Raw genomic sequence first — 25,191 nt, 5'->3', positions numbered from 1 at the left:
CTCTAATCAACCAATCACTAGTCACCACATATGAAAGCATACATTTTTCCAGGACAAGGCGCGCAGTTTGTAGGTATGGGTAAAGACCTTTATGAGCAATCTGAACAGGCCCGCCAACTATTTGAACAAGCCAACGATATTTTAGGCTTCCGTATTACCGACATAATGTTTAATGGTACCGATGAGGATTTAAAGCAAACCCGCGTTACACAGCCTGCTATATTTTTACACTCAGTAGTATTGGCTAAAACATTGACAGACTTTAAGCCGGCTATGGCAGCAGGTCACTCACTAGGCGAATTTTCCGCTTTGACGGCTGCAGGTGCTTTGTCATTCGAGGATGGTTTACGTTTAGTAGCGGCACGCGCCAATGCTATGCAAAAAGCCTGCGAGATACAGCCTTCAACTATGGCCGCTATTTTAGGCCTGGATGATTTTACTGTGGAGGACATCTGCCAGCGCATTAGTGACGTAGTGGTTCCGGCAAATTATAACTGCCCGGGTCAACTGGTTATATCGGGCACGATATCAGGCATCGACAAAGCATGCGAAATGATGACCGAAGCCGGTGCTAAAAGAGCTTTAAAATTAAATGTAGGCGGTGCGTTCCATTCGCCGTTAATGGAAGCTGCACGGGTTGAATTAGAGCATGCTATTGTACATACTAACATCAATAAGCCGGTATGCCCTATCTATCAAAACATAGATGCACGGCCGCATACAGACCCTGAGCAAATTAAACATAACTTAATTGCCCAGCTTACCGGCCCGGTTAGATGGACGCAGACCGTTATACACATGATTGAAGACGGCGCTACCTCATTTACCGAAGTTGGACCAGGCAATGTGTTGCAGGGGCTGGTTAAGAAGGTTGACCGCGCTATGCCTACAGCGAGTGCGTCGTTGGTATAATTACTTAGTTTAAATTAGGAAAAAGGGATTATGCAGTTAACTGCGTTATCGTGAAATCCCGCCTAAGTGCAGGCGGGATTTTTAGTACATACTCTCCAAAGACGCTTAATTCTCTGTGGCATCGCTTAATCTGCAAATAATGTTTTGTTGTTGTAACAAACAGATAGCAGCTTAGTCTATTATGCGGCTTCGTCTTTGGTGTTACGAACCAGGCTTATACCAGTGAAAAAGAATATAATTGCGATTATACCTATCACTGTCAGATTCGTGAAATCACCGCTGCGCTGGATAATGCTAACGCCGGTATAAATAAGGCCAATAATGCCCAAAATAGTGAGGATGGTGCCAAAAGTTCTTTTTACGTTCATTGCTTCGTTTATTTTTAAACAAGTAATAAATAACACTATATTTATTTTCAACTAAATCTAAAAGTCATGACAAGCCAAATAGTTTCATTATTTGTTGTTTTTATTTTAATCATTATTGTTTTCTCGTCGTTTGTAACTGTTAAACAAGGTACTATAGCCGTAATTACGGTCTTTGGCAAATATCGCCGCATATTAACCCCGGGCTTAAATTTTAAAGTGCCGCTCATTGAATCCATTTATTCAAAAATATCTATTCAGAATCGTTCGGTCGAACTGGAATTCCAGGCGGTAACGTTTGACCAGGCCAATGTTTATTTTAAGGCGATGCTGTTGTTTTCGGTGTTAGATCAGCAGGAGGAAACCATTAAAAATGTAGCCTTTAAGTTTGTGGACGAACGTAACCTGATGCAGGCGCTGATCCGTACGGTTGAAGGTTCTATTCGTGCATTTGTAGCTACTAAGCGCCAGTCGGAAGTATTAATATTAAGGCGTGATATTGTAGAGCATGTAAAAGAACAGCTTGACCAGATACTGGAAACGTGGGGCTATCACCTGCAGGATCTGCAACTGAACGACATCACATTTGATGAGGTGATCATGAAATCAATGAGCCAGGTAGTGGCTTCAAATAACCTGAAAGCCGCCGCGGAAAACGAAGGCCAGGCGCTGTTGATTACCAAAACCAAAGCTGCCGAGGCTGAGGGAAATGCTATCAAAATATCAGCTGAGGCCGAGCGTCAGGCATCGCAGCTTCGTGGTCAGGGTGTGGCGCTGTTCCGCCAGGAAGTAGCTAAGGGTATGACAGTAGCTGCAAAAGAAATGGAGACTGCACATATGGATACTTCAGTAATCTTATTTACCATGTGGACCGAATCCATTAAGCATTTTGCAGAAAACTCTAAAGGTAACGTGATTTTCCTGGATGGCTCGACCGACTCGATGCAAAAAACCATGAAGGAGATGATGAGTCTCAGCGTTTTACAGGCAGAAAAGACTAAAAAATAAATAATAGCTCGTTAAGTTAATAGAATAAACCTTTGCGTTTTGGCGTAGTCCAAAGGGGCAAATATTTAAACTATTAATTTAATGAGATTGATTTTCGTGAGGGCGATCTGCGCTTTAGGCATCACCCTGTGTGTAACTGATTTAGCCCTCGCCCAATCAAGCTACAGGCAATTAACGGTTAACGATTTCAGGGGAGCGCCCCAGAACACCGGCGACAATACTGTCGCTCACACTAAATGCACTATTGATTTTAAGTATTATCTTGCCGGTATCCGGAACGGGGCTTACCAACTTACTTTTGATGTAAGGGTATTGATGCGCCCGGATAGATCATGGATTGATTTTCGTCGGGTTACTACGCAAGCCATGTTGCGACGTGTGCTTAACCACGAGCAGGGGCATTACAATATATCTTGCTTAGAGCAGCAGGAAATTTTGCGTGAAGCCAGTCGGCTGCGCTTTAGCGAAAACTACCGCGCCGAGGCAAGTGCACTATTTGACCGCATACATGCAAAATACGACCTGCTTAACCAAAATTACGATATAGATACCCGCCATATGCTTGACGACAAACAGCAGCACAGTTGGGATGTATATTTTCAGCGCCGGATAATGTATGCGCCGCCAATTGCAAAAGCGGGTTATTAAAATCCCTTTTTGCGCGTCACTCCTGGTTTTCGCGCCTTTTTACTCTCAGTAACGCCGACACCCTCGGCACCATACTGACGGGCCATTTTGGCTATTCGGTCTTCCAGGCTCTCAGTCGTAAATCGTTCGCGGCCCAGGCTGTCTACCATTATGGGGAAGGCAAACGGGGTAGGGCGATCAACAGTTTTCAAGATGATGTTTTGTGTTTGAATGCGTTGCAAAGCAGCGCGTAGCCTGAATTCTTCGAGCTGAAAAGCTAATGCTTCATTATAAGCCTGACGTACCAACAGGTTATCGGGTTCATACTCGCTGAATACATCAAACAATAACGACGACGATGCCTGTAAATGTTTGTTTTTAACCTGTTGACCGGGAAAACCTGTAAATACGAGTCCGCCAATATGAGCAATGTCTCTAAAACGGCGACGGGCCATTTCATTAGCATTCAAACTGTGCTGAATATCGTCAAGTAAATTATCTATCGAGAAAAAATCGGCATCTTCTAAAACTTCTTCAATCGGTACGTCATCATCGGTTAGCAATTCAAAACCATAATCGTTCATAGCAATAGAGAAACTGGTTGGCCTTATGCGTGCTATGCGATAGGCCAGCAAAGATCCCATCCCCTCATGCACCAACCGGCCCTCAAATGGATAAAATAACAAGTGATGCCCCTCTCGCGATTTAAACGACTCGATCAAAAACTCATGGCTTTGGGGCAGGTGCGATAGTTCCTGCTGCAAATTAAACAGGGGTTTTAACGCTTTAACCTCAATATCCTTTTCGATGCCATGGGCTACTTCATCCAGTTTGTCTCTGAATACTGCCGCCAGTTGCGATGACAGCGGCATGCGCCCACCGTTCCAACTGGGTATCATTCCTTTGTTAGCGTTTGATTTTTTGACATAAGCGGTCATCTCCTTTATACGTACAAACTCCAGGCTACGGCCTGCAAACCAAAAGGTGTTGCCCGGTTTTAGCTTAGAGATAAAAGACTCCTCAACCGTCCCAAGGCTGCCTCCGCTGAGCCACTTTATGCGGATGCTCATATCGCTGGTAATTGTACCAATGCTTAAACGATGTCGCATGGCCACGCGCCGGTTGAAAACTTTATATACTCCGTTCTCGATCTCGACCTTTAAAAATTCATCATACTGCGCCAGTGTTTTCCCGCCGTGAGTAATAAAATCCAGCAATTGGTTAAACTCACTGCGACTCATATCGGCAAAAGCGTAGGTTGTCTTTACTTCGTCAAAAAGCTCATCTGCACGGAAACCTTCAGAAACCGCCAATGTAACCATGTACTGTATTAGCACATCCATTGCCAATAAAAGCGGATCGCGGCTTTCAAATATTTTGCGTTTTATGGCTTCTTTGAGTGCCGCACCTTCCAGTAATTCCAAAGAATGTGTCGGTACAAAATAGGCTTTAGAGACCGCTCCGGGATGGTGGCCGCTTCGACCGGCCCGCTGCATGAAACGCGCTACACCCTTAGGACTGCCCACTTGCACAACGGTATCTACAGGGCGAAAATCCACGCCCAGGTCCAGGCTTGATGTACAAACTACAACTTTTAGGGCCTCGGCGTGCAAGGCTTGCTCCACCCAGTTTCTCAAATCATTGTCCAGCGATCCGTGATGCATAGCCATTACGCCTGCATATTCCGGGTAATTATCTAAAATAGCGTGATACCAGATCTCTGACTGTGAGCGGGTGTTGGTGAATATGAGTGTGGTTTTGCTTTTGGCTACAATCTCCATTACCTGCGGCAAAAGTTTCAATCCTATATGCCCTGCCCACGAATAGTTTTCGATGTTCTCTGGTATAATGGATTGGATATCCAACTTTTTGTCCACATTGGCACGCACCATTTTAACCTGCTCTGGTGGAAAATCATTACCTAATAGTACTTCTGCGGCTTGTTCCAGGTTGCCGATGGTTGCGCTGATACCCCATATTTTAAGTCTTAAGTCTGTAGTTTTAAGTCCTAGGTCTTTTATTCTTGAGATTTTAGACTCCTGACTTCCGGCCTCAGACTTCCGGCTCATGAATTTCAACCTACTCACCCCCAACTCCACCTGTACGCCGCGCTTAGTGCCCAGTAGCTCATGCCATTCATCGACTACTAAAACCTGCAGACTTTGAAAAATTTTGGGATATTCTTTCTGAGCCAGCATCAGGTGCAGGCTTTCGGGAGTGGTGAGTAATACTTCGGGTAGTTTTTTCTTTAGTGCAGCTTTTTCGGCAGCCGACGTATCGCCGGTGCGTGTGGCTATTTTCCAGGGGATTTGCAGGTCATCGCAAACCTCTTGCATAGCTTTGCGGATGTCGTTGGTGAGCGCACGTAAAGGCGTTATCCAAAGCATCTGCAAGCCATTGTTTTGCCTTGTTTGATAGTCGGGGTGCTTATTGATGAAATCGGCCAGGAAAGGCAGAAATAAAGCGAAAGTTTTACCGCTGCCGGTGGGCGCATTAAGTAAGCCTGAATAGCCGGAAAGGTAAACCGATTCCATCTCGCGCTGAAACGGAAACTGGTGCCAGTTTTTTCGTTGGTACCAATCCTGTATAACTTTTTGCCCCGGGCTCATCATTATGTAGCTAACAAAATAGCAAATCTTTTGTGAAGAAAATAAAAAGTCCCGCCTGCAAAGGCGAGACCAATATTATTTTGCTGATCAAATGACTTATTTCTTCTCAGGCATTAAAATTAGCTTGATCAAATTAGTACTGTTCAGATACTTGTTGGCTGTATCTTTAATGGTTTGTGCGCTAACGTGCTCCAAAGTCTGTACGCGCGACAAAAGTTTATCCGGATTTTCCTGGTTTTGGGCAGCCGACGTTAATTCAGCTTGCCAGAATGCATTTTGTTTGTATTGTGATTGTATGTTATGTGCCTCCCGCTCTACAAACAGCTTGGCCTCGTTAGCTGTAGGGCCGTTTTGTTTAAGTTTGTTGATCTCGCCCAATAAAAAAGTTATCGCTTTATCAGTATTACCCGCATCAGCCATGAATGAGATAGTTACTTTATAGCGGCCTTCCGGAATTTTAACATAGCTTGCACGTACGCTTGGCGAATAAATACCATTGCCGTCTTTTAATGAGTCGACCAGACGGATATTAAGCACTTCTTCCAATCCGTCCAATTGAAGGTTGTTGGCATCGTTATAAGCATAAGCACCGTCAAATATCAGCTGAACGGTTGATTTATCGCCTGTGCCTTTAGTTATAGTTTTGGTGATCTGCCCTGCCGGCGGATGTATATTCAGATTTTTAAATGTCTCGTGGCTATTTGTCGACGGCAAGCTGGCCAGGTAAGTAGCCACAAACGGGATAATATCTTTCACCGTAAAATCGCCGGTAATGGTAAAAGTAAAATTGCTGGCATCGGCAAAGCGAGCTTTATAAAAGTCATAAGCTTTATCAAGGCTGGCAGCGTTTAGCTTGTCTGCGGTTGCAGGCATGCTCCTGACGTTGTATCCGCCTAAAACAGCTAATACCGTATCCTGGTAAACGGTACCGGGATCATCTGCGTTTTTTACTAGTGCTGATTTTGCCTGATCAATATAGTTTTTCCAAACCGTTGCATCCTTACGCGGATTGGTAAAATACAGGTAAAGCAACTGCATCGCCGGCCCAAAGTTATCTGCTGATGCATAACCAGAGACACCTTGTGAAATATCGCTGATATAGGGGGTGATGCCGAAGCCCTTATCGCCGATCATTTTATTGACCTGTGTTTGGTTAAATGAGGCAACACCGCTGCTGGCAATAACCTGCGCCGCTATATTGGCCGATGTGAAGTCGGCATCAGGAGCCAATGAAGTACCTCCCATGGCATAAGCCGAGATCAGCACCTGGTTAGGAACAAATGTAGTGGGCTTTAAGATAACTTTAGCTCCGTTGGATAGTTGAAGATTAATAACTGACAACGTGCTGTCAATTTTTATATCGATAACTTTGCCGGGGATTGGTGGTTTATCCATAAATGGCACCGCGCTATCATCTACATAAGCGGTAAGCCCGTTGCCCGCTTCGGCTACCCATTTTAATACGGTTTGCCCGGTGGGGAGCTTGTCTTTTTCGCTGTCATCAGCCTCGATTAAAATTACGCGGTTTTGATCGCTGATTAATCTGGCAGCCAATGTGTTAATATCCGTCAAAGATATTTTGCCAATGTTATTTATGTAGTAATCATACTCGTAATCAATACCAGGGATAGCCTGTTTGATGATAAATGCATGCTCATATTCGGTAGCAAGGTTTGCAGAGAGCGAATTGTCTTTAGCAGAATAAGATGCCGAAACCTGTTGCAAAATGTTTTGCTTGGCGCGTTCTAACTCGGTTAATGTAAACCCAAATTTACGGATACGCTCGGTTTCAGCTACTACAGCTTTAAATGTGGTTTCCAGATCTTGCGGTGATTTTGCTAACGCGATGGTTGTAAAAGCATCTTGCTTGCCAATAAATTCGGCGTAGCCGGCCTGGCCGTATTTAATAGGCGGCGAAGGTATTTTGGTCAGATCGCTTATCCGACTATTGATTAACTGGTTAAATATCGCAATGCGCATGTTCTGCATTTCATCGGCAGGCGTTTTAACAACTGTCCCCGGATGTTTGGACACCATTTGGATAAACGTATAAGGGAAACCCTTTTCAGTAGCAAGTTTTACAACTGTGCCCGGCGCCGCAGGCACTGTAAATTGAGGTTGTGGCTTTTCAGTAGCCGGGTTTCTTAATGATGCAAAGCTGAATCTGATCATTTCTTCAACCTTTTTCGGGTCGAAATCGCCCACGGCTACAATGGCCTGCATATCGGGCCGATACCAATCTGCATAAAAGCTTTTGATGGCTGCTACGTCCATGTTTTTTAGAGTAGCCTCGGTGCCCATAGGCAACCTGTTGCTATAGCGCGAGTTATTTAAAAGGACGGGTAATGTGGCTTGTTGTAATTTATCTTGTGGATTTTTGCCACCCGCAGCAGCCTGTTTAGCCATTAGGTCTTTCTGTGTGTCTAATGCTGCCTGATCAAAAGTGATGCGTGCAGCCCAGTTGGCTAAAAGATTAAATCCATCAGCAAATATTTTCGCGGTGTCCGTTGGTACGGTTAGCTGGTAAGTAGTTTCATCAAATGAGGTAAAGGCGCTGATATCGGCACCGTAACGGTCGCCCAGTCTGGCTAAATAGTTATCCAGATTTTTTTTGGGGAAGTCGCGGGTTCCTTCAAAAGCCATGTGTTGCACCAACATGGCCATACCACGTTGTGCATCAGTTTCTAAAACCGAACCAACTTTAGTTACCAGCATTAATTGAGCTTTACCTTTTGGCTGGCTGTTGGCTCTGATATAGTAGCTTAAGCCATTAGGTAATTTTCCTGCAATTACGTTTGCATCAAGCGGTAATACATTTGGATTGGCAGCCTTTGCAGCCGGTTTTGCGGCGATATTTGTAGTAGCTTTATTTGCGGGAGGAGTTCTTTTCTTCTTTACCTGGGCAATAACATTGCCCGTAGTGAAAAGCAATGCCGATGCCCCTAAAAAAACGATATGTTTAAAATTCATTTCAAGATCTGGAATATTATTCTGCTAAGATGCAAAAACGGTAAGAATAGTTAAAAATTATGGTAATGTTTATTCATTGGCCTGTTTTATTTTGCGTTGAATTTTAACGCATTAACTATCGCGAATTTCAGATTTTTAAAATCTGAAATTCAGGCTTGTTAATGTTAAACCTTGATGAAGATCTTTCGTTTATACAAAACCCACATCATTGCCCAGATCAGCAGCGTCATGCAAATAGCACTTACCAATGAGGCATTTTTAGGCGACAGGTAGGGCTGAAAAAGTATCTGGTACAATGACGAGTTGCCTGGCCGTATTTTATTGATATAATGCGGGATAAAATCTGACAACACATAGGCTGTTATAGCGTTAGCCCCAAAAGGCACAAAGAATGTAGTGAAACGTTTATGCCCCTGTACATCTATAAGCCAGTACGAAGCGGTTAGCGCAATGGTAGACCAGCCAGCGGCGTACAATACAAATGAGCTGGTCCATAAAGCTTTATTGATAGGGAAGAATAGGTCCCAAATCAATCCCAATACAATAGCCAGTGTCCCGTAGAAAAACATCCAGCTTGCTTTCACAGCATCCTCGCGGTCTTTGCGTTTTAGCCATGTGCCCACACGTATGCCGAATAAGCCTGTTGCGATAGCAGGCAATGTACCCAATAAACCCTCCGGGTCCCAGGTGTGCGATTCGCTCCATAAGTGATTGGTGGTAAAAACCAGGCGGTCAAGCCAGGCGCCTATGTTAGTTTCAGGATTGAGGCTTGCTACGTGCGTGTCAGGCACGGGGATAAAATTCATGAGCAGGTAATAAGCTATCAGTGATGCGGCAAACACCCAATCGCGCACGCGTTGCGATGCCTTGACGTATAGGACTGCGCAGATAAAAAATACCAAGCCGATACGCTGCAATACGCCCGGAAAACGCAGATGCTCAAAACCGGGATGCAGAATTAGTTGAATGCCCAGGCTTATTGCAATCAAAACTACCGCACGGCGTAAGGCCCCCCATAATATTTTTGCATGGTTAGCCGGATCGGCAGCTTTGCGCTCCATTGAATAAACGATAGACACCCCAACAATAAACAGAAAAGTGGGGAAAATCAGATCAGTAGGCGTGCAGCCGTTCCATTTAGAATGCTCCAATGGAGCGTAGATATTACCCCAGTCGCCGGGGTCATTAACCAGCACCATCGCAGCCACGGTAATACCGCGCAGCACATCTAAGGACAGCAGTCGCTTGTTTTGTGGTTTTGCCATTTAAAGGAGTATAATGCTCCTAAGTTAGTTAATAATAGCTAAAGCGTTGCGTATACATATTTAACTGTCCTGGTTACAATACCATTACTGGTTCTGCGGGTTAGCGGGTAACCATCGCTGTTATAAGTATAAGTGTAGGTTATCACCGCGTTGCTGTACATTGCTTTTTGGGTCAGAATATTATTTGTTGAACAGACATCGGCCGAACCCGCCATTGCACTTTTAATAGCTAACGACCAAGCAGTATAGGGGCTTTTCTTATCGTCGAAAGTGTAAAAGTTTACCTGGTCTTCCAGGTTATAGTCAGATTTGATCAGGTTATTATTGGCGTCAAATGTATACACGGTAACCTTGTAGCCGCTATCGCCATTAATGTGCAACTCGGTCACGTTATTTCCGGTATACACATAAGCATAGTTATCAACTAACTGGGGCACATGAGTGTAAGAGTGTCGCACGGCCGTTGTTATTTTTCCGCCGTTATAGCGAAACTCCTGGCTATATATGCTAAACTGGCTATTTAAATTATTGGTAATTGAAAAAAGTTCGCCATAATCATTGTAGACAAACGTATAGTTGCCTCCCGTAGATTTTTCTGTTGACAGCCTTTTTTTATCATCGTAGGTGTAAGTGGTGGTGGTGATGGTAACGCCATTTTTAGTACTATCTGAAAAAATCTGTCCAACCAGATATTTGATCTTATTGGTAGTTACTGTTGGCGATGTAAGAGTAGCCGGGACAGAATCGACCTTTTTGCAGGAGACACCAAGCGATGCCAACAAAATAGTTAGTGCTAACTGGTTTACGGTTTTCATAAGGATTGGTTTTGGAGGTTGTAGTAATAAAGTTACAGAGGCTGCCTGTAATAACCAAACACCAATCCTTACCTATACATCAGAAATAATAACGCTTAAAAGCCTCCATAGCAGCATAATCGGCCAGACCCAGTTGATCGTACGCTTCGGCGGTCTCGCGGTTGCGGTCTTCGGCGCGTACCCAAAACTCACGAGCATCCTCGCCGGGGAATACGGCCGGATCTTTTTGCGATTGGTGCTTGAATATGGCATGACGCTTAAGCAGTACTTCGTCGGGCGATAATGGTACGGCCATTTCAATTTCATGCGTAGCAAACTCAAACCACGCACCACGATACATCCACAGCCAGCAATCTTTAATCCAGTCTTCGGTGTCTTTTAACTGATTCAACGCAGCCACGATGATATTAAAACATACGATGTGCGTGCCATGCGGGTCAGCAAAATCGCCGGCGGCAAAAATCTGGTGCGGTTTTACTTGTTGCAGCAGGTCGATAGTCATTTGTACGTCGATCTGGCTTACAGAGTTTTTACTGACCTTGCCTGTTTCATAAAAAGGCAGTGCCATAAAGTGGATATGATCATCATGCAAACCTGCAAAGCGTGCACCTGCAATAGCCTCGCTTTTGCGGATAAAACCTTTTACTGCCCTTACTTCGGGTGTGTCTATCTGGTTAGGTTGTTTAGTTGCAAAGAACGCACGCATGTCGCTATGAATTTTTTGCAGTCTACCGGTATCGTCGCCAATGCTTTGATTAAAATCGATGGCAAACTCCATGTAGCGTAATACGTCGTCATCCCATACCGCAGTATTGCCCGAGGTTTGATAGGCCACGTGCACATCATGCCCCTGGTCAACCAGGCGTATAAAAGTACCACCCATTGATATCACATCATCATCAGGATGGGGTGAGAAAATAATGGATCGTTTTTTGGCAGGCAATGCACGCTCGGGCCGCTGGCTATCGTCGGCATCTGGTTTGCCGCCCGGCCAGCCGGTAATTGTATGCTGTATCTGGTTAAATATGTCAATGTTAATTTCATAAACCGGCCCTTGCTCTGTAGCCAGCTGCGCCATGCCATTGTTGTTGTAATCTTCCTCAATCAGCTTAAGGATAGGTTTGCCAACTTTTTGCGACAGCCAGATCACGGCTTTCTTTTTAAGTTCGTTGTTCCAAACGCAGTCTTTAACCAGCCATGGGGTATCAAAGCGCGTTAATTCTGAAGCAGCAGGATCGTCCAATATAAATTCTACATGTTCTGACAATTGCAGATACGTAGCCGGAACTTCTCCGGACAATTCGCCTTCGACAGCCTTTTTGATGATCGGCGCTTTCTTTTTGCTCCAGGCCATCAGGATGATCTCGCGGGCCTTGAATATGGTGCCCACACCCATGGTTATGGCTTTAGTAGGTACTGCATCTTTACCACCAAAATCGCGCGCGGCATCGGTACGGGTCAGGTCGTCTAGAGTAACTAAACGTGTGCCTGAGTTGGGTGCAGATCCCGGTTCATTAAAACCAATGTGACCGGTACGGCCAATACCTAATATTTGAAGGTCAAGTCCACCCAGCTCTTCGATTTGCTTTTCATAGTTTAAGCAAAAAGCGGCAATATTACTTTCAGCCAAAGTACCATCAGGGATATGAATATTAGCCCGGTCTATATCTACATGATCAAACAAATGCTGTTTCATAAAGCGCACATAACTTTGTGCCGATGTCGGCTGCATCGGGTAATACTCGTCAAGGTTAAAGGTGATAACATTTTTAAAACTCAGCCCTTCTTCGTTATGCATGCGAATCAGCTCGTCGTAAACTGCTATAGGGGTAACGCCGGTAGCTAAGCCTAATACTGTTTTTTCGCCTTTAGCTTGCTTGTCGCGGATGAGTTTAGCTATACGTTGTGCCACAGCAACAGCACCTGCAGCAGGGTTTGGATATACGGTTACCGGCAGTTTTTCATACCGGGTTGCTTCTAATAAATTTAATCTGGCCATAGTTAACAGGTTGAACGGGAGCAGCAAATATCGCAAATAATTAATTTAAGTTTGCCTCGGCCTGATAATTTAGTGCCAACCATTCGTATCTTACAGCACCAATATGGCAGCCCTGAATACCAATTTACAGCACCTAACCAAAGCGGCACAAAAGGCCGGGCGGATAGGTATTGGTTTAATGTCGGGTACCTCATTAGACGGGTTGGATATTGCGATCTGTAAGTTTGCGGGTAGTGGTTTGCAAACTCAATTTGAGTTACTGCATTTTACCACCATCCCCTATCCCGACAGCTTTAAAGACGATGTGCGCTCAGTGTTTTCGCGCCGGCAGGTTGACTTGGAAAAGGTTTGTCTGTTGAATGATTTCATAGGTGAATATCATGCTGAGTTAATCCTTCAGACGCTGAAAGATTGGAAAACAGATCCCACTGAGGTGGATTTTATAGCCAGCCACGGGCAAACTATTTACCATGCGCCAAAACGTTTACACGGGCATGAAGGGTATCCTAGCGCAACGCTTCAGGTTGGTGACGGCGATCACATCGCCGTAAAAACCGGTATTCTGACCATAAGCGATTTCAGGCAAAAACACCTAGCTGCCGGCGGTGAGGGCGCCCCGCTGGCTTTGTATGGCGATGTGTTGTTAGGGAGTAAAATTGGTGAAGACCGGATATTACTAAACATTGGCGGTATTGCCAACTTAACTTACTTACCCGGCAATGGCAATTTAGAGAGGGTATTATGCTCAGACATTGGCCCCGGTAATACACTGATAGATACCTTTTGCCGCAGTCTTTTTGATAAACCGTTTGATGAGTATTCGGCTATCGCATTTTCAGGCTCGGTTAATGACGATCTGTTGAGCTCATTGTTCCGGCACCCATTTTTTGCCGAGACAGTACCCAAAACTACCGGACCGGAACTATTCAGCGAAGATTATGTGCGCAAGGCCCAGGAGCGCTCAGATACCAGCCATATTAATGCAGAAGATCTGATAGCAACGCTGAGCGCATTTACCGGTAAAGCCATTGTTGATTTTGTAAGCGCGCATCTGCCTAAAGGCGCAAAGCTGTTTGTAAGTGGTGGCGGGGCGCGTAATCTTTTTGTGGTGCAGTACCTGCAAAGGCATTTGCCCGAATCCCTTATCGGCGATACCGCAGAGCTTGGTATTGATCCCGACGCTAAGGAAGCTATTTTATTTGCGTTATTAGGCAATGAGGCTTTGGCAGGCGAGGCTTTAGTTATTGGGAACAATCCGGCAGTGTTAATGGGTAAGTTTAGTTTTGCGGGATAATATTACAGATATAGAGACGCCATGCATTGCGTCCCTATGAATCACCAAAAACCGTATATTCGTCAAAAAACTTTAACTATCATGAACGCATACAGCATCGTACAACACCTGCACTCAGGTTTCAGGTATATTGTCCTTATTCTGTTTATTTATGCCATTATAGCTGCCTTTGTAGGCTGGCTGGGCAACAGGCCTTACACTAACGGCAACAGGTTAACCAATTTATTTGCCATGATATCTGTCCACACGCAATTGCTGATAGGCATTGTGCTGTACTTTTTAAGTCCGCTGGTAGCTTTTAACAGCACTACCATGAAAGATCCGGTTACGCGTTACTTTACAGTTGAGCACTGGGTAATGATGCTAGTTGCAATAGCTTTAATTACCATAGGCCACAGCAAATCTAAGAAGTTAATTACCCCTCAAAGCAAGCACAAAATTATTGCCCTGTTTTACAGCATTGCACTATTAATTATAATAGGTGCTTTAGCTGCAGGCAAAATATCTATCTTAAAATAAGCTGAAAAAAAGTATAAAAAAATTTGACAATTCAATTTTCTTTATAAATTTGCGTCCACGATGGTTAAAAAAGTAAATAATAAAAGCTGGTGGCACCAATTAAATTTGGCAGCCGGATAACTTTTTGACCATAGGAAACTAATCAATTGTAAACCTAATACAAAGACCCGGCGACCCTCATTCGCCGGGTCTTTTGTTTTTACAATATATTGAACTAATAATGAAAAAATATAAAATTAATACCACCTACAAACAGCAGCTTGCCGATACCACCACCCCGGTAAGCATTTACTTGCGTTTACGTGATGTATTCCCCAATTCTCTGCTGTTAGAGAGTTCTGACTATCATAGCCGCGAAAACAGTACCAGCTATGTTTGCTGCGATCCGATCGCCGGCATCACTTTGAATGACGGGCAGCTTAACCAACGCTTCCCGGACGGCAGCGAAGAAACGCTGGAAGCAGGCAAGTTTGAGCTGATAGAACAGATCAATGAATTTAGGAACAGCTTTGAAACCAATGCGCCGCCGGTGAAAATTACGGCTAATGGTTTGTTTGGTTATTTTACCCATGAGGCGGTCGAGCATTTTGAGACTATACGTTTGAAACAAAGTGACGATACCACGCGCAAAATTCCAACCATGCAATATAATATCTATCGTTATATCGTTGCGATAGACCACTTTAAAAATGAGTTGTATACCTTCCATAATCAGCCCGAGGGTGATACCGATACTACCGGACTGGATAAAATTCATGACCTGATCAAAAACAAGAATTTTCCAGAATATAGTTTCCAAAGTAAAGCCGAGGAGCAGTCAAATTTAACCAACGAGGATTTCATCGCAATAGTTGAAAAAATGAAGCAGCACATTTATCGCGGCGACGTTTTCCAGATCGTTCCGTCAAGAGCGTTCTCTAAACAATTTACCGGTGATGAATTTAACGTGTACCGTGCGTTGCGTTCTATTAACCCATCGCCATATCTGTTTTATTTTGACTATGGAAATTTCAGGATATTCGGCTCATCGCCCGAGGCGCAGATCACCATTAAAGATCGTCAGGCCACCATTTATCCCATTGCAGGTACCTTTAAGCGTACCGGCGACGACGAGAAGGATGCAGAACTGGCTTATAGCCTGAAGAATGATCCGAAGGAATCAGCCGAGCACGTGATGCTGGTAGATCTTGCCCGTAACGACCTGAGCCGCCATTGTGAGCATGTTGAGGTTAAAGCTTTTAAAGAGGTACAGTATTATTCGCACCTTATTCACCTGGTATCTATGGTGAGCGGTGAGCTACTGCCTGATGTGCCAACTTTTAAAGTGGTAGCCGATACCTTCCCGGCTGGTACACTGAGCGGCGCCCCGAAATACAGGGCTATGGAGATCATTGATCAAAACGAAAATATCAAACGCAGCTTTTATAGCGGCGCTATAGGCTATCTGGGCTTTAACGGCGACTTTAACCATGCTATCATGATCCGCTCATTCTTAAGCAAAAATAACACGTTGCATTACCAGGCAGGGGCGGGCATTGTAGCCGGCTCTGTACCGGAAAGCGAACTAAATGAGGTAAATAACAAGATTGCCGCGCTGCGAAGAGCTATTGAACTGGCCGAAGAATTATAGCAGTTCAATTGTGAAATTTATAACAAAAAGAATCTGATAGAACTTAATTTTGTGTATCCCTGTTAATTTAAAGAGAAGTGAGGTGAACTATGGCAAATAAAATATTGATTATCGACAATTATGATTCATTTACGTATAACCTTGTACACCTTGTAAATGAAATTGGCCTGCAATGCGATGTATGGAGAAATGACCAGTTTAAAATTGAGGATGTTGATGCTTACGACAAAATAATCCTGTCGCCTGGTCCGGGTATACCTTCAGAAGCAGGTTTGCTGTTAAAGGTGATTGAAAAGTACGCGCCCACAAAAAGTATTTTCGGTGTATGTTTGGGTCAGCAAGCTATTGCTGAGGTGTTTGGCGGCACATTATACAACCTTAAACAGCCAATGCATGGTGTAGCCACCACAATTGCGGTAACCGACGACAGCGAGCCTTTATTCAACGGCTTACCACACGAGTTTAAAGTTGGCCGCTATCACTCATGGGTTGTCGACGAAAAAGCAATGCCTAAAGTATTGACCGTTACCGCGATAGACGAATCGGATAATTCAGTAATGGCACTGCGCCATACGCAATATGATGTATGTGGTGTGCAATTTCATCCCGAATCTATCCTTACAGAATTTGGTAAAGAAATGATGAAAAATTGGTTAACCTCTACCCCCGAAGGCGGAGTAGTTAATAAATTGGTTAGCTTTGCCAACTAATATTAACCATAAATACTTAACCGACGCTCCACTTTAGGACGCTGGGGGCTTATGAATATCCTTGATAAAATTGTACTTAATAAAAGGGCCGAGGTAGAATCGGCTAAAAAAGATACCAGCATTAAAGAGTTAGAGTCATCGGCATTGTTTGGCCGCGCGACTTACTCTTTTAAAGAGTTTTTAAGCGCGCCTGACAGGACCGGCATCATAGCTGAGTTTAAGCGCCGCTCGCCCTCAAAAGGTATTATTAATGATCAGGTAGGTGTAGAGGGAGTAACTACAGCTTATGCTGCAGCGGGTGCTTCGGCTTTATCTGTACTCACGGATAAGGATTTTTTCATGGGTACCAAGACCGACTTGTATAAAGCTCGTCAGGCAAATCAGATACCTATTCTGCGAAAGGATTTTATGATCGATGAATTTCAGGTAATCGAAGCTAAATCTTTAGGTGCCGATATTATCCTGCTAATAGCCGCCATATTAACCCCCGAAGAAATTGATGCGCTGGCCAAACTGGCAAAAAGCCTGGGACTGAATGTTTTGTTAGAGGTTCATAACCTTGAAGAATTAGAACGTAGTATTAATACTAATCTGGATGCTATCGGCGTCAACAACCGCAATCTGGCCGATTTCACGGTATCAGTAGAAACATCCTACAAACTGGCTGAACACATCCCGGCACAGTTTATGAAAATCTCTGAAAGCGCCATCAGTGACCCTGACACGATTAAAGGGCTGAAGAAAGCGGGATTTAACGGATTTTTAATTGGCGAGAATTTCATGAAGCAGGCCGACCCTGGTGCGGCTATGGCTGAGTTTGTGAAAGGGTTATAGAACTCTTGTTATTGTTAGTTAAGTACCGCAATGTCAATATCAATGGTAGTAAGTAATATAAAGGGCAGGTAGTTTTAATATATAAAAGAAATTTACGGAAGGGGCCTAAATTTACTGGAAAATAAACATCCTATGAGTTCGCAAACCCACGATGACAAAACCTTTATCGATGCTGCCTTCAAAAAAGAGCCAGTCAGAAATGCAGAGTACAACAACTGCACCTTTAAAAGATGTGACCTTACCGAGTGCGAATTTGCGCTGACCAAATTCATTGATTGTGTTTTTGAAAACTGCAATTTGTCAATGATCAAGTTAGAACGATGTACACTTAATAATGTGTTGTTTAAGCAGTGTAAAATGCTGGGTATCAATTTTACATCCTGTGAAGATTTTCTGTTTAATGTTCAATTTGAATCCTCCTCACTCGATTATTCTTCGTTTATGATGAAGAATATTCCAAGAACTAAATTTATCAAGTCGTCTTTACGGGAAGTAACCTTTGCACGAGCCAATATCACGGGTTCTGTGTTTGACTATTGTAATTTAGAGGGGGCGATCTTTAATGACACCACTTTAAATTTAGTAGATTTTACTACTGCCGAAAATTATATTATCGACCCTGAATTAAACAAGATCAAGAAAGCCATTTTCTCGGCGCATGGACTGGAGGGCCTGTTGTATAAATATGACCTTAAGATAGTCTAAACGGCAAATCCAGTATCAATGTTTGATATTCTTATCGGCAAAATCAAATACTTTTTTCAATAGCGGCGTAGAGCGCATACCGCCCAAATTTTTGCGGATCTCTGCTTCCTGTGCAGCAATTTCAATAAAAAGGCCTTCAATAGCTTTTTGCGTGGCGTAGTTAGCTATATCCGGATTTATTCTTTTGACAAAAGGTATTTTGTTATAGGTGCTGGCTAATGATCCGTAATATCTGGTGGCATTCACTTTATCTAAACTCACTTTAATAACCGGTTGAAATTTAGCAGTTAAGTCGTTGGTGGTAGAACGTCTGAAATATTGGGTAGCTGCATCTTGCTGGCCCAGCAGGATGTTGCTTACATCCGTCAGTGTCATCTTCTTTATGGCATCAACAAAAATGGGAGCCGCCTGTTTGGCTGCATCTTCGGCGGCACGATTCAAGGACAAAATTGCATCGTCGCATACTTTATTAAAGCCCATTCTGCGTAGCGTTTTCTCAGCTTTTTGCGCCTCAGGAGGTAGCAGGATTTTTACTGCCGCATTAGCGAAAAATCCGTTTACTGCAGATAGCTTTGTGGTGCTGTTGAGCGTTCCCTGCTCCAAGGCTTGTTTTAAGGCAGTGCCAATTTCAAGATTTGTCGGAATTGCCTGAGCCCGGCTCGACAGTGTTAAACAAACAACCAGTAACGGCAGTAGCAGCAGTGATTTTTTCATGACTGCAAATTAATAAAAATCAGGATTGATTAATAGCCGAGGCCGCGAATCAGTGCAAATAACAAACCGGCTATCAACGCAGAAATAGGGATAGTAATGATCCAGGCCCAAACCAGGTTGATGGTAACACCCCAGCGTACTGCCGATACACGTTTGGTTAAACCTACGCCGATAATTGAACCAGTAATGGTATGTGTAGTTGAAACCGGTATGCCAAAATGCTCGGTGAAACCTAAAGTAATAGCGGCGGCAGTTTCGGCACTAACACCTTCAAGGGGGGTGATTTTGGTGATCTTGGTGCCCATGGTTTTAACAATCTTCCAGCCGCCAGACATGGTGCCTAACGCAATTGCCGAATAACAAGCCAAAGGTATCCATTCTGGCATAGCGGCGCCCGTGCCTATAATTTTTGAAGCAATTAACGACAGATATAAAATACCCATCACCTTTTGCGCATCATTGGTGCCGTGGGCAAAGCTCAACAAGCCCGACGACAGTAATTGTAAAACTTTAAACCAACGCTCGGCTGCTGCAGGACGGGCATTTTTACAGATATGTAAAATGATGATAGTAATAACATAGCCCACAAACAAACCTATAAAAGGTGCCAATACAATGTACAGGATAATAGGGACAATATAATGCATGTTAACCGCCATAAACGCGTTGGTGCCCATGTACAGCGCGTTGGTCATGCCTGCCCCGGCAAAACCGCCTATTAAGGTGTGCGATGAACTTGACGGAATGCCAAACCACCAGGTGGTTAAGTTCCAGGTAATAGCTGCAAGCAAACCCGCCAGTATAACGTGCATGTTAACAAAATCCTGAAAAACAATTTTTGAGACGAAGTTCGCAACTTTATGATCTTTAACCACAAAATAAGCGAGGAAGTTAAATGCTGCGGCCCATAACACAGCCTGAAACGGGGTTAATACTTTGGTTGAAACAACAGTTGCAATGGAGTTGGCAGCATCATGAAAACCATTGGTGTAATCAAATATCAGCGCCAGTGCAACAACTAATACTAAAAGGGTAGTAACCATTTATTTTACCGGTTGATTAGGCGTTCTTAACTAATATAGATTCCATAACATCTGCAGCGTCCTCGCACATATCAGTAGCAGTTTCTAAAGCAGCATATATTTCTTTATACTTTATTAAGCGGATGGCATCTTTTTCGTAAAGAAAAAGGTCGGCAACAGCGCGGTCAAACACATAATCGGCCTGGTTCTCAACACTGTTGATGCGAATACATGAGTCGGCAATAGCGCGTACATTTTTAAGGTCTTTTAACTCGCGAACTGCTTTTTCCAAATCAACGCTGGCTTGCAATACCAATTCTGACAGTTTGCGGATATGTTCATTATAATCCTCAATACGATAAAGGTTCATGCGGTTGGCTGCGCCTTGTATGTAGTCGGCTACATCATCAATAGCGCTGGTTAATGCGTGAATGTCCTCGCGGTCAAATGGCGTGATAAAGTTTTTACCCAGTTCCAGATAAACCTGGTGGGTTATCTCATCGCCGCGATTTTCCAATTTGTCAATTTGCTTAAATAACTCCTCGCGGGTTGCCGGATTGCTGCTATTAACAGTTTCAACCAATATAGTAGCCATAGCCACCACGTTGTTTGATGCTTGCTCGAACAATGGAAAAAATACCTTTTTGTCCTTCGGAACAAAATATTGGAAAATGCTATTTAATGACATAATTATTTAATGTGAGTCAAAGGTAAGCTTGTAATGTTAAATTAATGTTAACTTTTCAGGATAGGAATATGCGTAAAAGGTATATTCTGACCTACTTTTTGCAGCGTAAAGCCAAAGGTTGAGCCAACGCCTTCTGTGCTGCGCACGTTAATGGTTTGCTGATGTGCTTCTACAATATGCTTAACAATAGCCAATCCCAGGCCCGAACCTCCAATTTGCCTTGACCGGCTGGTATCCGTACGAAAAAAGCGTTCAAACAGCCGTGGCAGGTACTTTTCTTCAATGCCCATACCGTCATCTGTCACTTCTATTAATACTTGATCGTGCAACTCAAACAACGTGATCCAGGTGTTACCGCCTTCTTTTCCATATTTAAATGAGTTATCAATAAGGTTAACCAGTACCTGGGTAATTTTCTGCCGATCTGCATTTACCTGTATCGCCTCGTCATATTTTTGTTTGAATATTAATTTAATATGGTGCTGTTTGGCCTTTATTTCCAGCGATTCAATAACTTCCTTGATCAAATCATTGATCTTGAACCTGGAATAATTAATCGGTAATTCACCCGATTCGAGCTTGGAAATCTCATCAAGGTCTGTAATCAGATAACTTAGGCGATCAACGTTTTTCGATGCTTTGTCTAAAAACTGCCGCGCCATATCGCGGTCTTCAAAATCATCATCCTGCAAGGCCTCAATATAACCCTGGATAGCAAAAAGCGGGGTTTTAAATTCGTGCGAGATATTCGATAAGAAATCGCGCCTGAATTTTTCCTGCGTACGCAGCATGTCGATCTCAATTTTCTTTTCCCGGGCCCATTCCTGCACCTCTTGTTCAACGTCATTGATAGGGTCAGAGCTCATGTGCTCGCCCAAGGCATCGCGCAGGTCGCGGCCCAGTTTTAAGTTATGGATGAGTTTGTAGATGAGTTTGATCTTAGAATAAACATACTTTTCAATCAGCCAGTAAAAAACAATAAAGCTTGATATGATAGTGGCCACAAAAGTAATAGCCATGTCATAAAATTTATGCTGAAAGTAATAGTTAACCGCCGAGATAGTAATGGCTACCGCCAGCGCGTTGATGAAAACCAGTACACGTAATTTCATAGCATAAAGGTAACAGATTTGTAGTTGATTAGCTACAGTAGCGATGTTAAGTGAGCGTTAAGGATAGGTTATGCATTTAATACTACTGCTTATGTTCCTTTGTCAATTGATGTAACGACAAAAAGAGAAAGCGCGGTATCTTAATTCACCAGTAACTTATACCCCTTGCCGTGCACATTGATGATCTCGACACACGGGTCGTCTTTTAAATACTTGCGTATCTTGCTCAGGAAAACGTCCATACTGCGGCCGTTGAAGTAGTTATCATCGTGCCAGATGTGCAGCAGTGCTTCTTCGCGGGTAAGCACTTCATTGCGTTTTAAGCACAGTAATCTTAACAGCTCTGCTTCTTTGGTCGACAGTTTTTGCTGCGTGCCATCTATACCAATAATTTGGGTAGTATAGTCAAAGTCATATTTGCCTATTTCGAAACGGGTAGGCTGGGCTTCTTCTTTTTTGCCTGTATTTTCGGTGCGCTTTAACAGCGCATTAATGCGCAATAACAGCTCCTCGATACGGAACGGTTTAGTGATGTAATCGTCGCCGCCCAAGTTGAACGCTTCAGTCTTATCCTCGATCATGCCTTTGGCAGTAGCAAAAATAATAGGCACCTGCGGATTGATCTTGCGGATGTCTTTACCCAGCGTGAAACCATCCTTTTTGGGCATCATCACATCCAATATCAGTAAATCGTAGTTTTGCTTGGTAAAAGCCTGCAAGCCCTCCTCTCCATCTGTACATAACACAACATCAAACTTGCCTTTTAATTGCAGGTAGTCCTGGAGTAACAAACCCAGGTTCGGGTCATCTTCAACCAGTAATAATTTTTTCATGGAGCAGGTTTTGTGTGGTTTATGTTTTATTAACGGTTAATGAAAGCTCATTATGTTAAGCACCCTGAAATTTCAACTCAAACTCAGATCCTTTATCTTTTTCAGAGCGCACGTTTATTGTGCCATTTAATCGTTTTACTATGGTATTAACGTAGCTCAACCCCAAACCAAAACCCTTTACATTATGTACGTTACCGGTAGGTATCCGATAAAATTGTTCAAATATCTTAGCCTGCTGGTCGCGGCTCATGCCAATGCCTTTATCGGCTACTTTGATAACCACCTGCCCGTTTTTATTTGAGCTGCTGATGGTGATATGCGGCCTTTCTGTACTGTATTTTATGGCGTTGTCTATGAGGTTATATAACACATTCGAAAAATGGAGTTCATCGGCGTTGATCACGGCATTTTCAGCATCCAGCTCAAGTACAACCTCGGCCTCACATTTCTGTAATTTAAGCGACATGCTATCTACCACTACGCTTATCATCTCATTAACGTCAATTGGTTTTTTCTCCAGCTTGAAGTCGTTCTTGTCAATTTTGGCAATGTTTAGTACCCGCTCAATATGGCTGCCCAGGCGCTCGTTCTCTTCGTAAATAATATTCGCCAGGCGGGCAATGCGGGTCCTGTCTATAGCCACTTCGCTGTCTTTCAAAGCCTCAGCAGCTATCATAATGGTTGATACCGGCGTTTTAAACTCGTGGGTCATGTTGTTGATGAAGTCGGTCTTCATCTCAGATATCTTTTTTTGGCGCAGGATGGCGAACAGCGTAAAACCAAAGCAAAATATAAGTACCAGTAACAGCCCGCCGGTAACGCCCATGGTTGCGGTCATGCGGCCAAGTATAAGCGAGTTTTTTTGTGGAAAGGACAGCCTGATCATCCCCGGATCATTGATTACCTCTTCTTTAAATATCTGGGTGTTATAACTGTCAGACGCATTGAAAACCGGCCGCGCACCTGTTTTGTCCAAAGCGGTGGAATAGATTACCGAGTCATTTTTAGCGGTAGATATTTCATAGCTAAATGGCAGGTAGATGCCTTGGTTCTGCAACTCGGTGCGTAGCAGGGTGTCTACAAAAAGCGGATTATTGATACGTTTACGTAAAGGTTCGTTGGATCGCTGGTACTCGTTCACCACATTCTGGATAACGTTTTGATGGTTCTTACCTTCCAGATTTTGGAGCGAGTCGGCCGCCAATAATTTTTTAAAGCGATTAACCTGTTCTGCCTTCCGCTTACGTTCCTGTTCGGCAACCCATAGCGGGTTTATCCTTGTTTTGGTAATCAGCTGCTCGCCAAATTGCGGATCGATGTATACCATGCGCTGCACAATATATTTGTCGATTTTGCGGTGGTTATTAGGTTCAGGCGTCTGAATAACCGGTGTAAAACGGCCATAGGCTACACCATTTTCGTCAGTGCCTACTTCAAGATGTAGTTGTATGCGGCTTTCCAGTTCCTCAAGGCGCTGGGTCATCAGCATATGTTTCAAGCTGTCGCGCAATGCAGCCAGCTTATGTTTGCGGCGTAATTGTTTTTGTAGCGAGTCTTTATTTGACGACGAAAATTTAACGTTAGTGTTGCCTTTGTCGCTGATCTCGATAGTTTGTTTCTCGGTAAGTGGTTTATAGTTCTCGGCCATACGGCTGGCCTTGTTCATCAAAAAGTTATCGGCATCTTTTCTTTTTAACTTCTCTACAACGTTGCTCAAAGCCTCATTAACCGAACGGTCAAACAGTGTTGACTGTAAATTATACGACTGCACTAAAAAGTATAATTGCGTAGCAAGCACACCCAATAGCGCAAAGCCCATCAAGCCAATAATTATGCGTATGCTGCTCTTTTTCAATCCGGTTACTTTTAAGTAAAAACAAAAATATTTGAAATTAAGCTACAAAAGCTGCATTTAACAATTTTTAACATCTTGGTAAGGGCATTGAGGTTTGGCTAAACGGATAATGCCTGAAGAAAGATTAATTCGTAACCGATTAAGCTAAAGCCACTTTAATTTACTTTTGATCTGCCCATAAATGAGAAGGTAGTGCATAGCGTAATAGGTCGCACATGTTTTTTCATTGCCGTTGGCTGAGGCCTAACAAAACAGGCTGCCTTTTTGAGACAGCCTGTTCATGATGCTTTAAGATGTTAATATAGCCTTATATCAATTAAAATGGCAAATCATCATCTTCGGGCGCCGAGCTGATATCAGCCGGAGCAGCGTACTCTGGGGCAGGGGCGCTGCCTGCACCGTTAAGCACGTTAACGCGCCATAACTGCATAGAGTTAAAATAGCTTTTCTTGCCGGTTTTGTCAGTCCATGGACGGCCTCTTAAGTTAAAGAAAACCTCTACATCGTCGCCAACTTTCAGGTTATCTATCAGGTTGCAGCGGTCTTGAATAGCTTCAAATTTCAAGTACTCCGGATATTGCGGATTCTCTACATATTCAACTATCAATTCTCTTTTTTTCAATGCTTCTGTAACCTGCATTGTTGGGAATATCTCGTGTACTTTACCCTTAATTTCCATAATTTCAAAAAATAAAAACGTAAAGT

22 protein-coding genes are annotated in these 25,191 nt (G+C 43.5%); 9 read left to right on the top strand and 13 right to left on the bottom strand.

Translation table 11 applies throughout. The annotated features are described in order from the left end of the window. Positions 1-30 precede the first annotated feature (30 nt). Positions 31-912, top strand: a complete 882-nt coding sequence (gene fabD, locus ABD772_RS14405; protein ID WP_345105858.1) for an ACP S-malonyltransferase — start codon at positions 31-33, stop codon at positions 910-912. 179 nt (positions 913-1,091) lie between these two features. On the opposite strand, the gene ABD772_RS14400 is transcribed toward fabD, so the two are convergent. Further along, positions 1,092-1,280, bottom strand: a complete 189-nt coding sequence (locus ABD772_RS14400; RefSeq protein WP_345105855.1) for a hypothetical protein — start codon at positions 1,278-1,280, stop codon at positions 1,092-1,094. Between the two features lie 66 nt (positions 1,281-1,346). Here ABD772_RS14400 and ABD772_RS14395 point away from each other — a divergent pair, with 66 nt between their 5' ends. Then, on the top strand, positions 1,347-2,285 hold the full coding sequence (locus ABD772_RS14395) for an SPFH domain-containing protein (RefSeq protein WP_345105852.1): 939 nt from the start codon (positions 1,347-1,349) through the stop codon (positions 2,283-2,285). Positions 2,286-2,366: 81 nt separating this feature from the next. Further along, the gene (locus ABD772_RS14390) at positions 2,367-2,933 is read left to right on the top strand and encodes a DUF922 domain-containing protein (RefSeq protein ID WP_345105850.1); all 567 of its coding nucleotides are present in this window, start codon (positions 2,367-2,369) and stop codon (positions 2,931-2,933) included. On the opposite strand, the gene ABD772_RS14385 is transcribed toward ABD772_RS14390, so the two are convergent. From ABD772_RS14385 to nagB, 5 genes are all read right to left on the bottom strand, one after another. Next, positions 2,930-5,521, bottom strand: coding sequence for a ligase-associated DNA damage response DEXH box helicase (locus ABD772_RS14385; protein ID WP_425562836.1), 2,592 nt, complete (start codon positions 5,519-5,521; stop codon positions 2,930-2,932). The two genes, ABD772_RS14390 and ABD772_RS14385, sit on opposite strands and share 4 nt — an antisense overlap. A gap of 96 nt (positions 5,522-5,617) precedes the next feature. After that, positions 5,618-8,491 carry a M16 family metallopeptidase gene (locus ABD772_RS14380; protein ID WP_345105844.1) on the bottom strand — a complete coding sequence of 958 codons (2,874 nt, stop codon included), beginning with the start codon at positions 8,489-8,491 and terminating at the stop codon, positions 5,618-5,620. 164 nt (positions 8,492-8,655) lie between these two features. Continuing rightward, positions 8,656-9,756, bottom strand: a complete 1,101-nt coding sequence (locus tag ABD772_RS14375; protein WP_345105841.1) for an acyltransferase family protein — start codon at positions 9,754-9,756, stop codon at positions 8,656-8,658. A 38-nt stretch (positions 9,757-9,794) separates the two neighbouring features. Beyond that, the gene (locus tag ABD772_RS14370; protein WP_345105839.1) at positions 9,795-10,571 is read right to left on the bottom strand and encodes a hypothetical protein; all 777 of its coding nucleotides are present in this window, start codon (positions 10,569-10,571) and stop codon (positions 9,795-9,797) included. 79 nt (positions 10,572-10,650) lie between these two features. Next, on the bottom strand, positions 10,651-12,570 hold the full coding sequence (gene nagB, locus ABD772_RS14365; RefSeq protein WP_345105837.1) for a glucosamine-6-phosphate deaminase: 1,920 nt from the start codon (positions 12,568-12,570) through the stop codon (positions 10,651-10,653). Positions 12,571-12,673: 103 nt separating this feature from the next. On the opposite strand from nagB, the gene ABD772_RS14360 reads away from it, so the two are divergent. From ABD772_RS14360 to ABD772_RS14335, 6 genes are all read left to right on the top strand, one after another. Next, on the top strand, positions 12,674-13,864 hold the full coding sequence (locus ABD772_RS14360; RefSeq protein WP_345105835.1) for an anhydro-N-acetylmuramic acid kinase: 1,191 nt from the start codon (positions 12,674-12,676) through the stop codon (positions 13,862-13,864). 81 nt (positions 13,865-13,945) lie between these two features. Further along, positions 13,946-14,383 carry a cytochrome B gene (locus ABD772_RS14355; RefSeq protein ID WP_345105833.1) on the top strand — a complete coding sequence of 146 codons (438 nt, stop codon included), beginning with the start codon at positions 13,946-13,948 and terminating at the stop codon, positions 14,381-14,383. 220 nt (positions 14,384-14,603) lie between these two features. Continuing rightward, positions 14,604-16,013, top strand: coding sequence for an anthranilate synthase component I family protein (locus tag ABD772_RS14350; RefSeq protein WP_345105830.1), 1,410 nt, complete (start codon positions 14,604-14,606; stop codon positions 16,011-16,013). A gap of 89 nt (positions 16,014-16,102) precedes the next feature. Further along, positions 16,103-16,723, top strand: coding sequence for an anthranilate synthase component II (locus ABD772_RS14345; RefSeq protein WP_345105828.1), 621 nt, complete (start codon positions 16,103-16,105; stop codon positions 16,721-16,723). A 51-nt stretch (positions 16,724-16,774) separates the two neighbouring features. Next, on the top strand, positions 16,775-17,557 hold the full coding sequence (trpC, locus tag ABD772_RS14340) for an indole-3-glycerol phosphate synthase TrpC (protein WP_345105826.1): 783 nt from the start codon (positions 16,775-16,777) through the stop codon (positions 17,555-17,557). A 132-nt stretch (positions 17,558-17,689) separates the two neighbouring features. Beyond that, entirely contained in the window at positions 17,690-18,262 is a 573-nt protein-coding gene (locus tag ABD772_RS14335; protein WP_345105824.1) for a pentapeptide repeat-containing protein, read from the top strand. A gap of 15 nt (positions 18,263-18,277) precedes the next feature. On the opposite strand, the gene ABD772_RS14330 is transcribed toward ABD772_RS14335, so the two are convergent. The 7 genes from ABD772_RS14330 to ABD772_RS14300 all read right to left on the bottom strand — a co-directional run bounded on the left by ABD772_RS14330 (position 18,278) and on the right by ABD772_RS14300 (position 25,165). Further along, positions 18,278-18,976, bottom strand: a complete 699-nt coding sequence (locus ABD772_RS14330) for a DUF4197 domain-containing protein (protein WP_345105821.1) — start codon at positions 18,974-18,976, stop codon at positions 18,278-18,280. A 29-nt stretch (positions 18,977-19,005) separates the two neighbouring features. Continuing rightward, positions 19,006-20,019 (bottom strand): inorganic phosphate transporter, encoded by a 1,014-nt coding sequence (locus ABD772_RS14325; protein WP_345105818.1) that lies wholly within the window; start codon positions 20,017-20,019, stop codon positions 19,006-19,008. Between the two features lie 16 nt (positions 20,020-20,035). Then, the gene (locus ABD772_RS14320) at positions 20,036-20,686 is read right to left on the bottom strand and encodes a DUF47 domain-containing protein (RefSeq protein ID WP_345105815.1); all 651 of its coding nucleotides are present in this window, start codon (positions 20,684-20,686) and stop codon (positions 20,036-20,038) included. A 47-nt stretch (positions 20,687-20,733) separates the two neighbouring features. Next, positions 20,734-21,798 carry a sensor histidine kinase gene (locus tag ABD772_RS14315; RefSeq protein ID WP_345105812.1) on the bottom strand — a complete coding sequence of 355 codons (1,065 nt, stop codon included), beginning with the start codon at positions 21,796-21,798 and terminating at the stop codon, positions 20,734-20,736. Between the two features lie 140 nt (positions 21,799-21,938). After that, on the bottom strand, positions 21,939-22,631 hold the full coding sequence (locus ABD772_RS14310) for a response regulator transcription factor (protein ID WP_345105810.1): 693 nt from the start codon (positions 22,629-22,631) through the stop codon (positions 21,939-21,941). A gap of 55 nt (positions 22,632-22,686) precedes the next feature. Then, the gene (locus ABD772_RS14305) at positions 22,687-24,486 is read right to left on the bottom strand and encodes a sensor histidine kinase (protein ID WP_345105807.1); all 1,800 of its coding nucleotides are present in this window, start codon (positions 24,484-24,486) and stop codon (positions 22,687-22,689) included. A 316-nt stretch (positions 24,487-24,802) separates the two neighbouring features. Next, a complete protein-coding gene (locus ABD772_RS14300) occupies positions 24,803-25,165 on the bottom strand; it encodes a DUF3127 domain-containing protein (RefSeq protein ID WP_345105804.1) in 363 nt (120 codons plus the stop codon). Positions 25,166-25,191: the final 26 nt, after the last annotated feature.

This window comes from Mucilaginibacter panaciglaebae (assembly GCF_039539265.1).
GTDB lineage: Bacteria > Bacteroidota > Bacteroidia > Sphingobacteriales > Sphingobacteriaceae > Mucilaginibacter > Mucilaginibacter panaciglaebae.
This window is presented reverse-complemented; position numbering and strand designations above follow the sequence as displayed.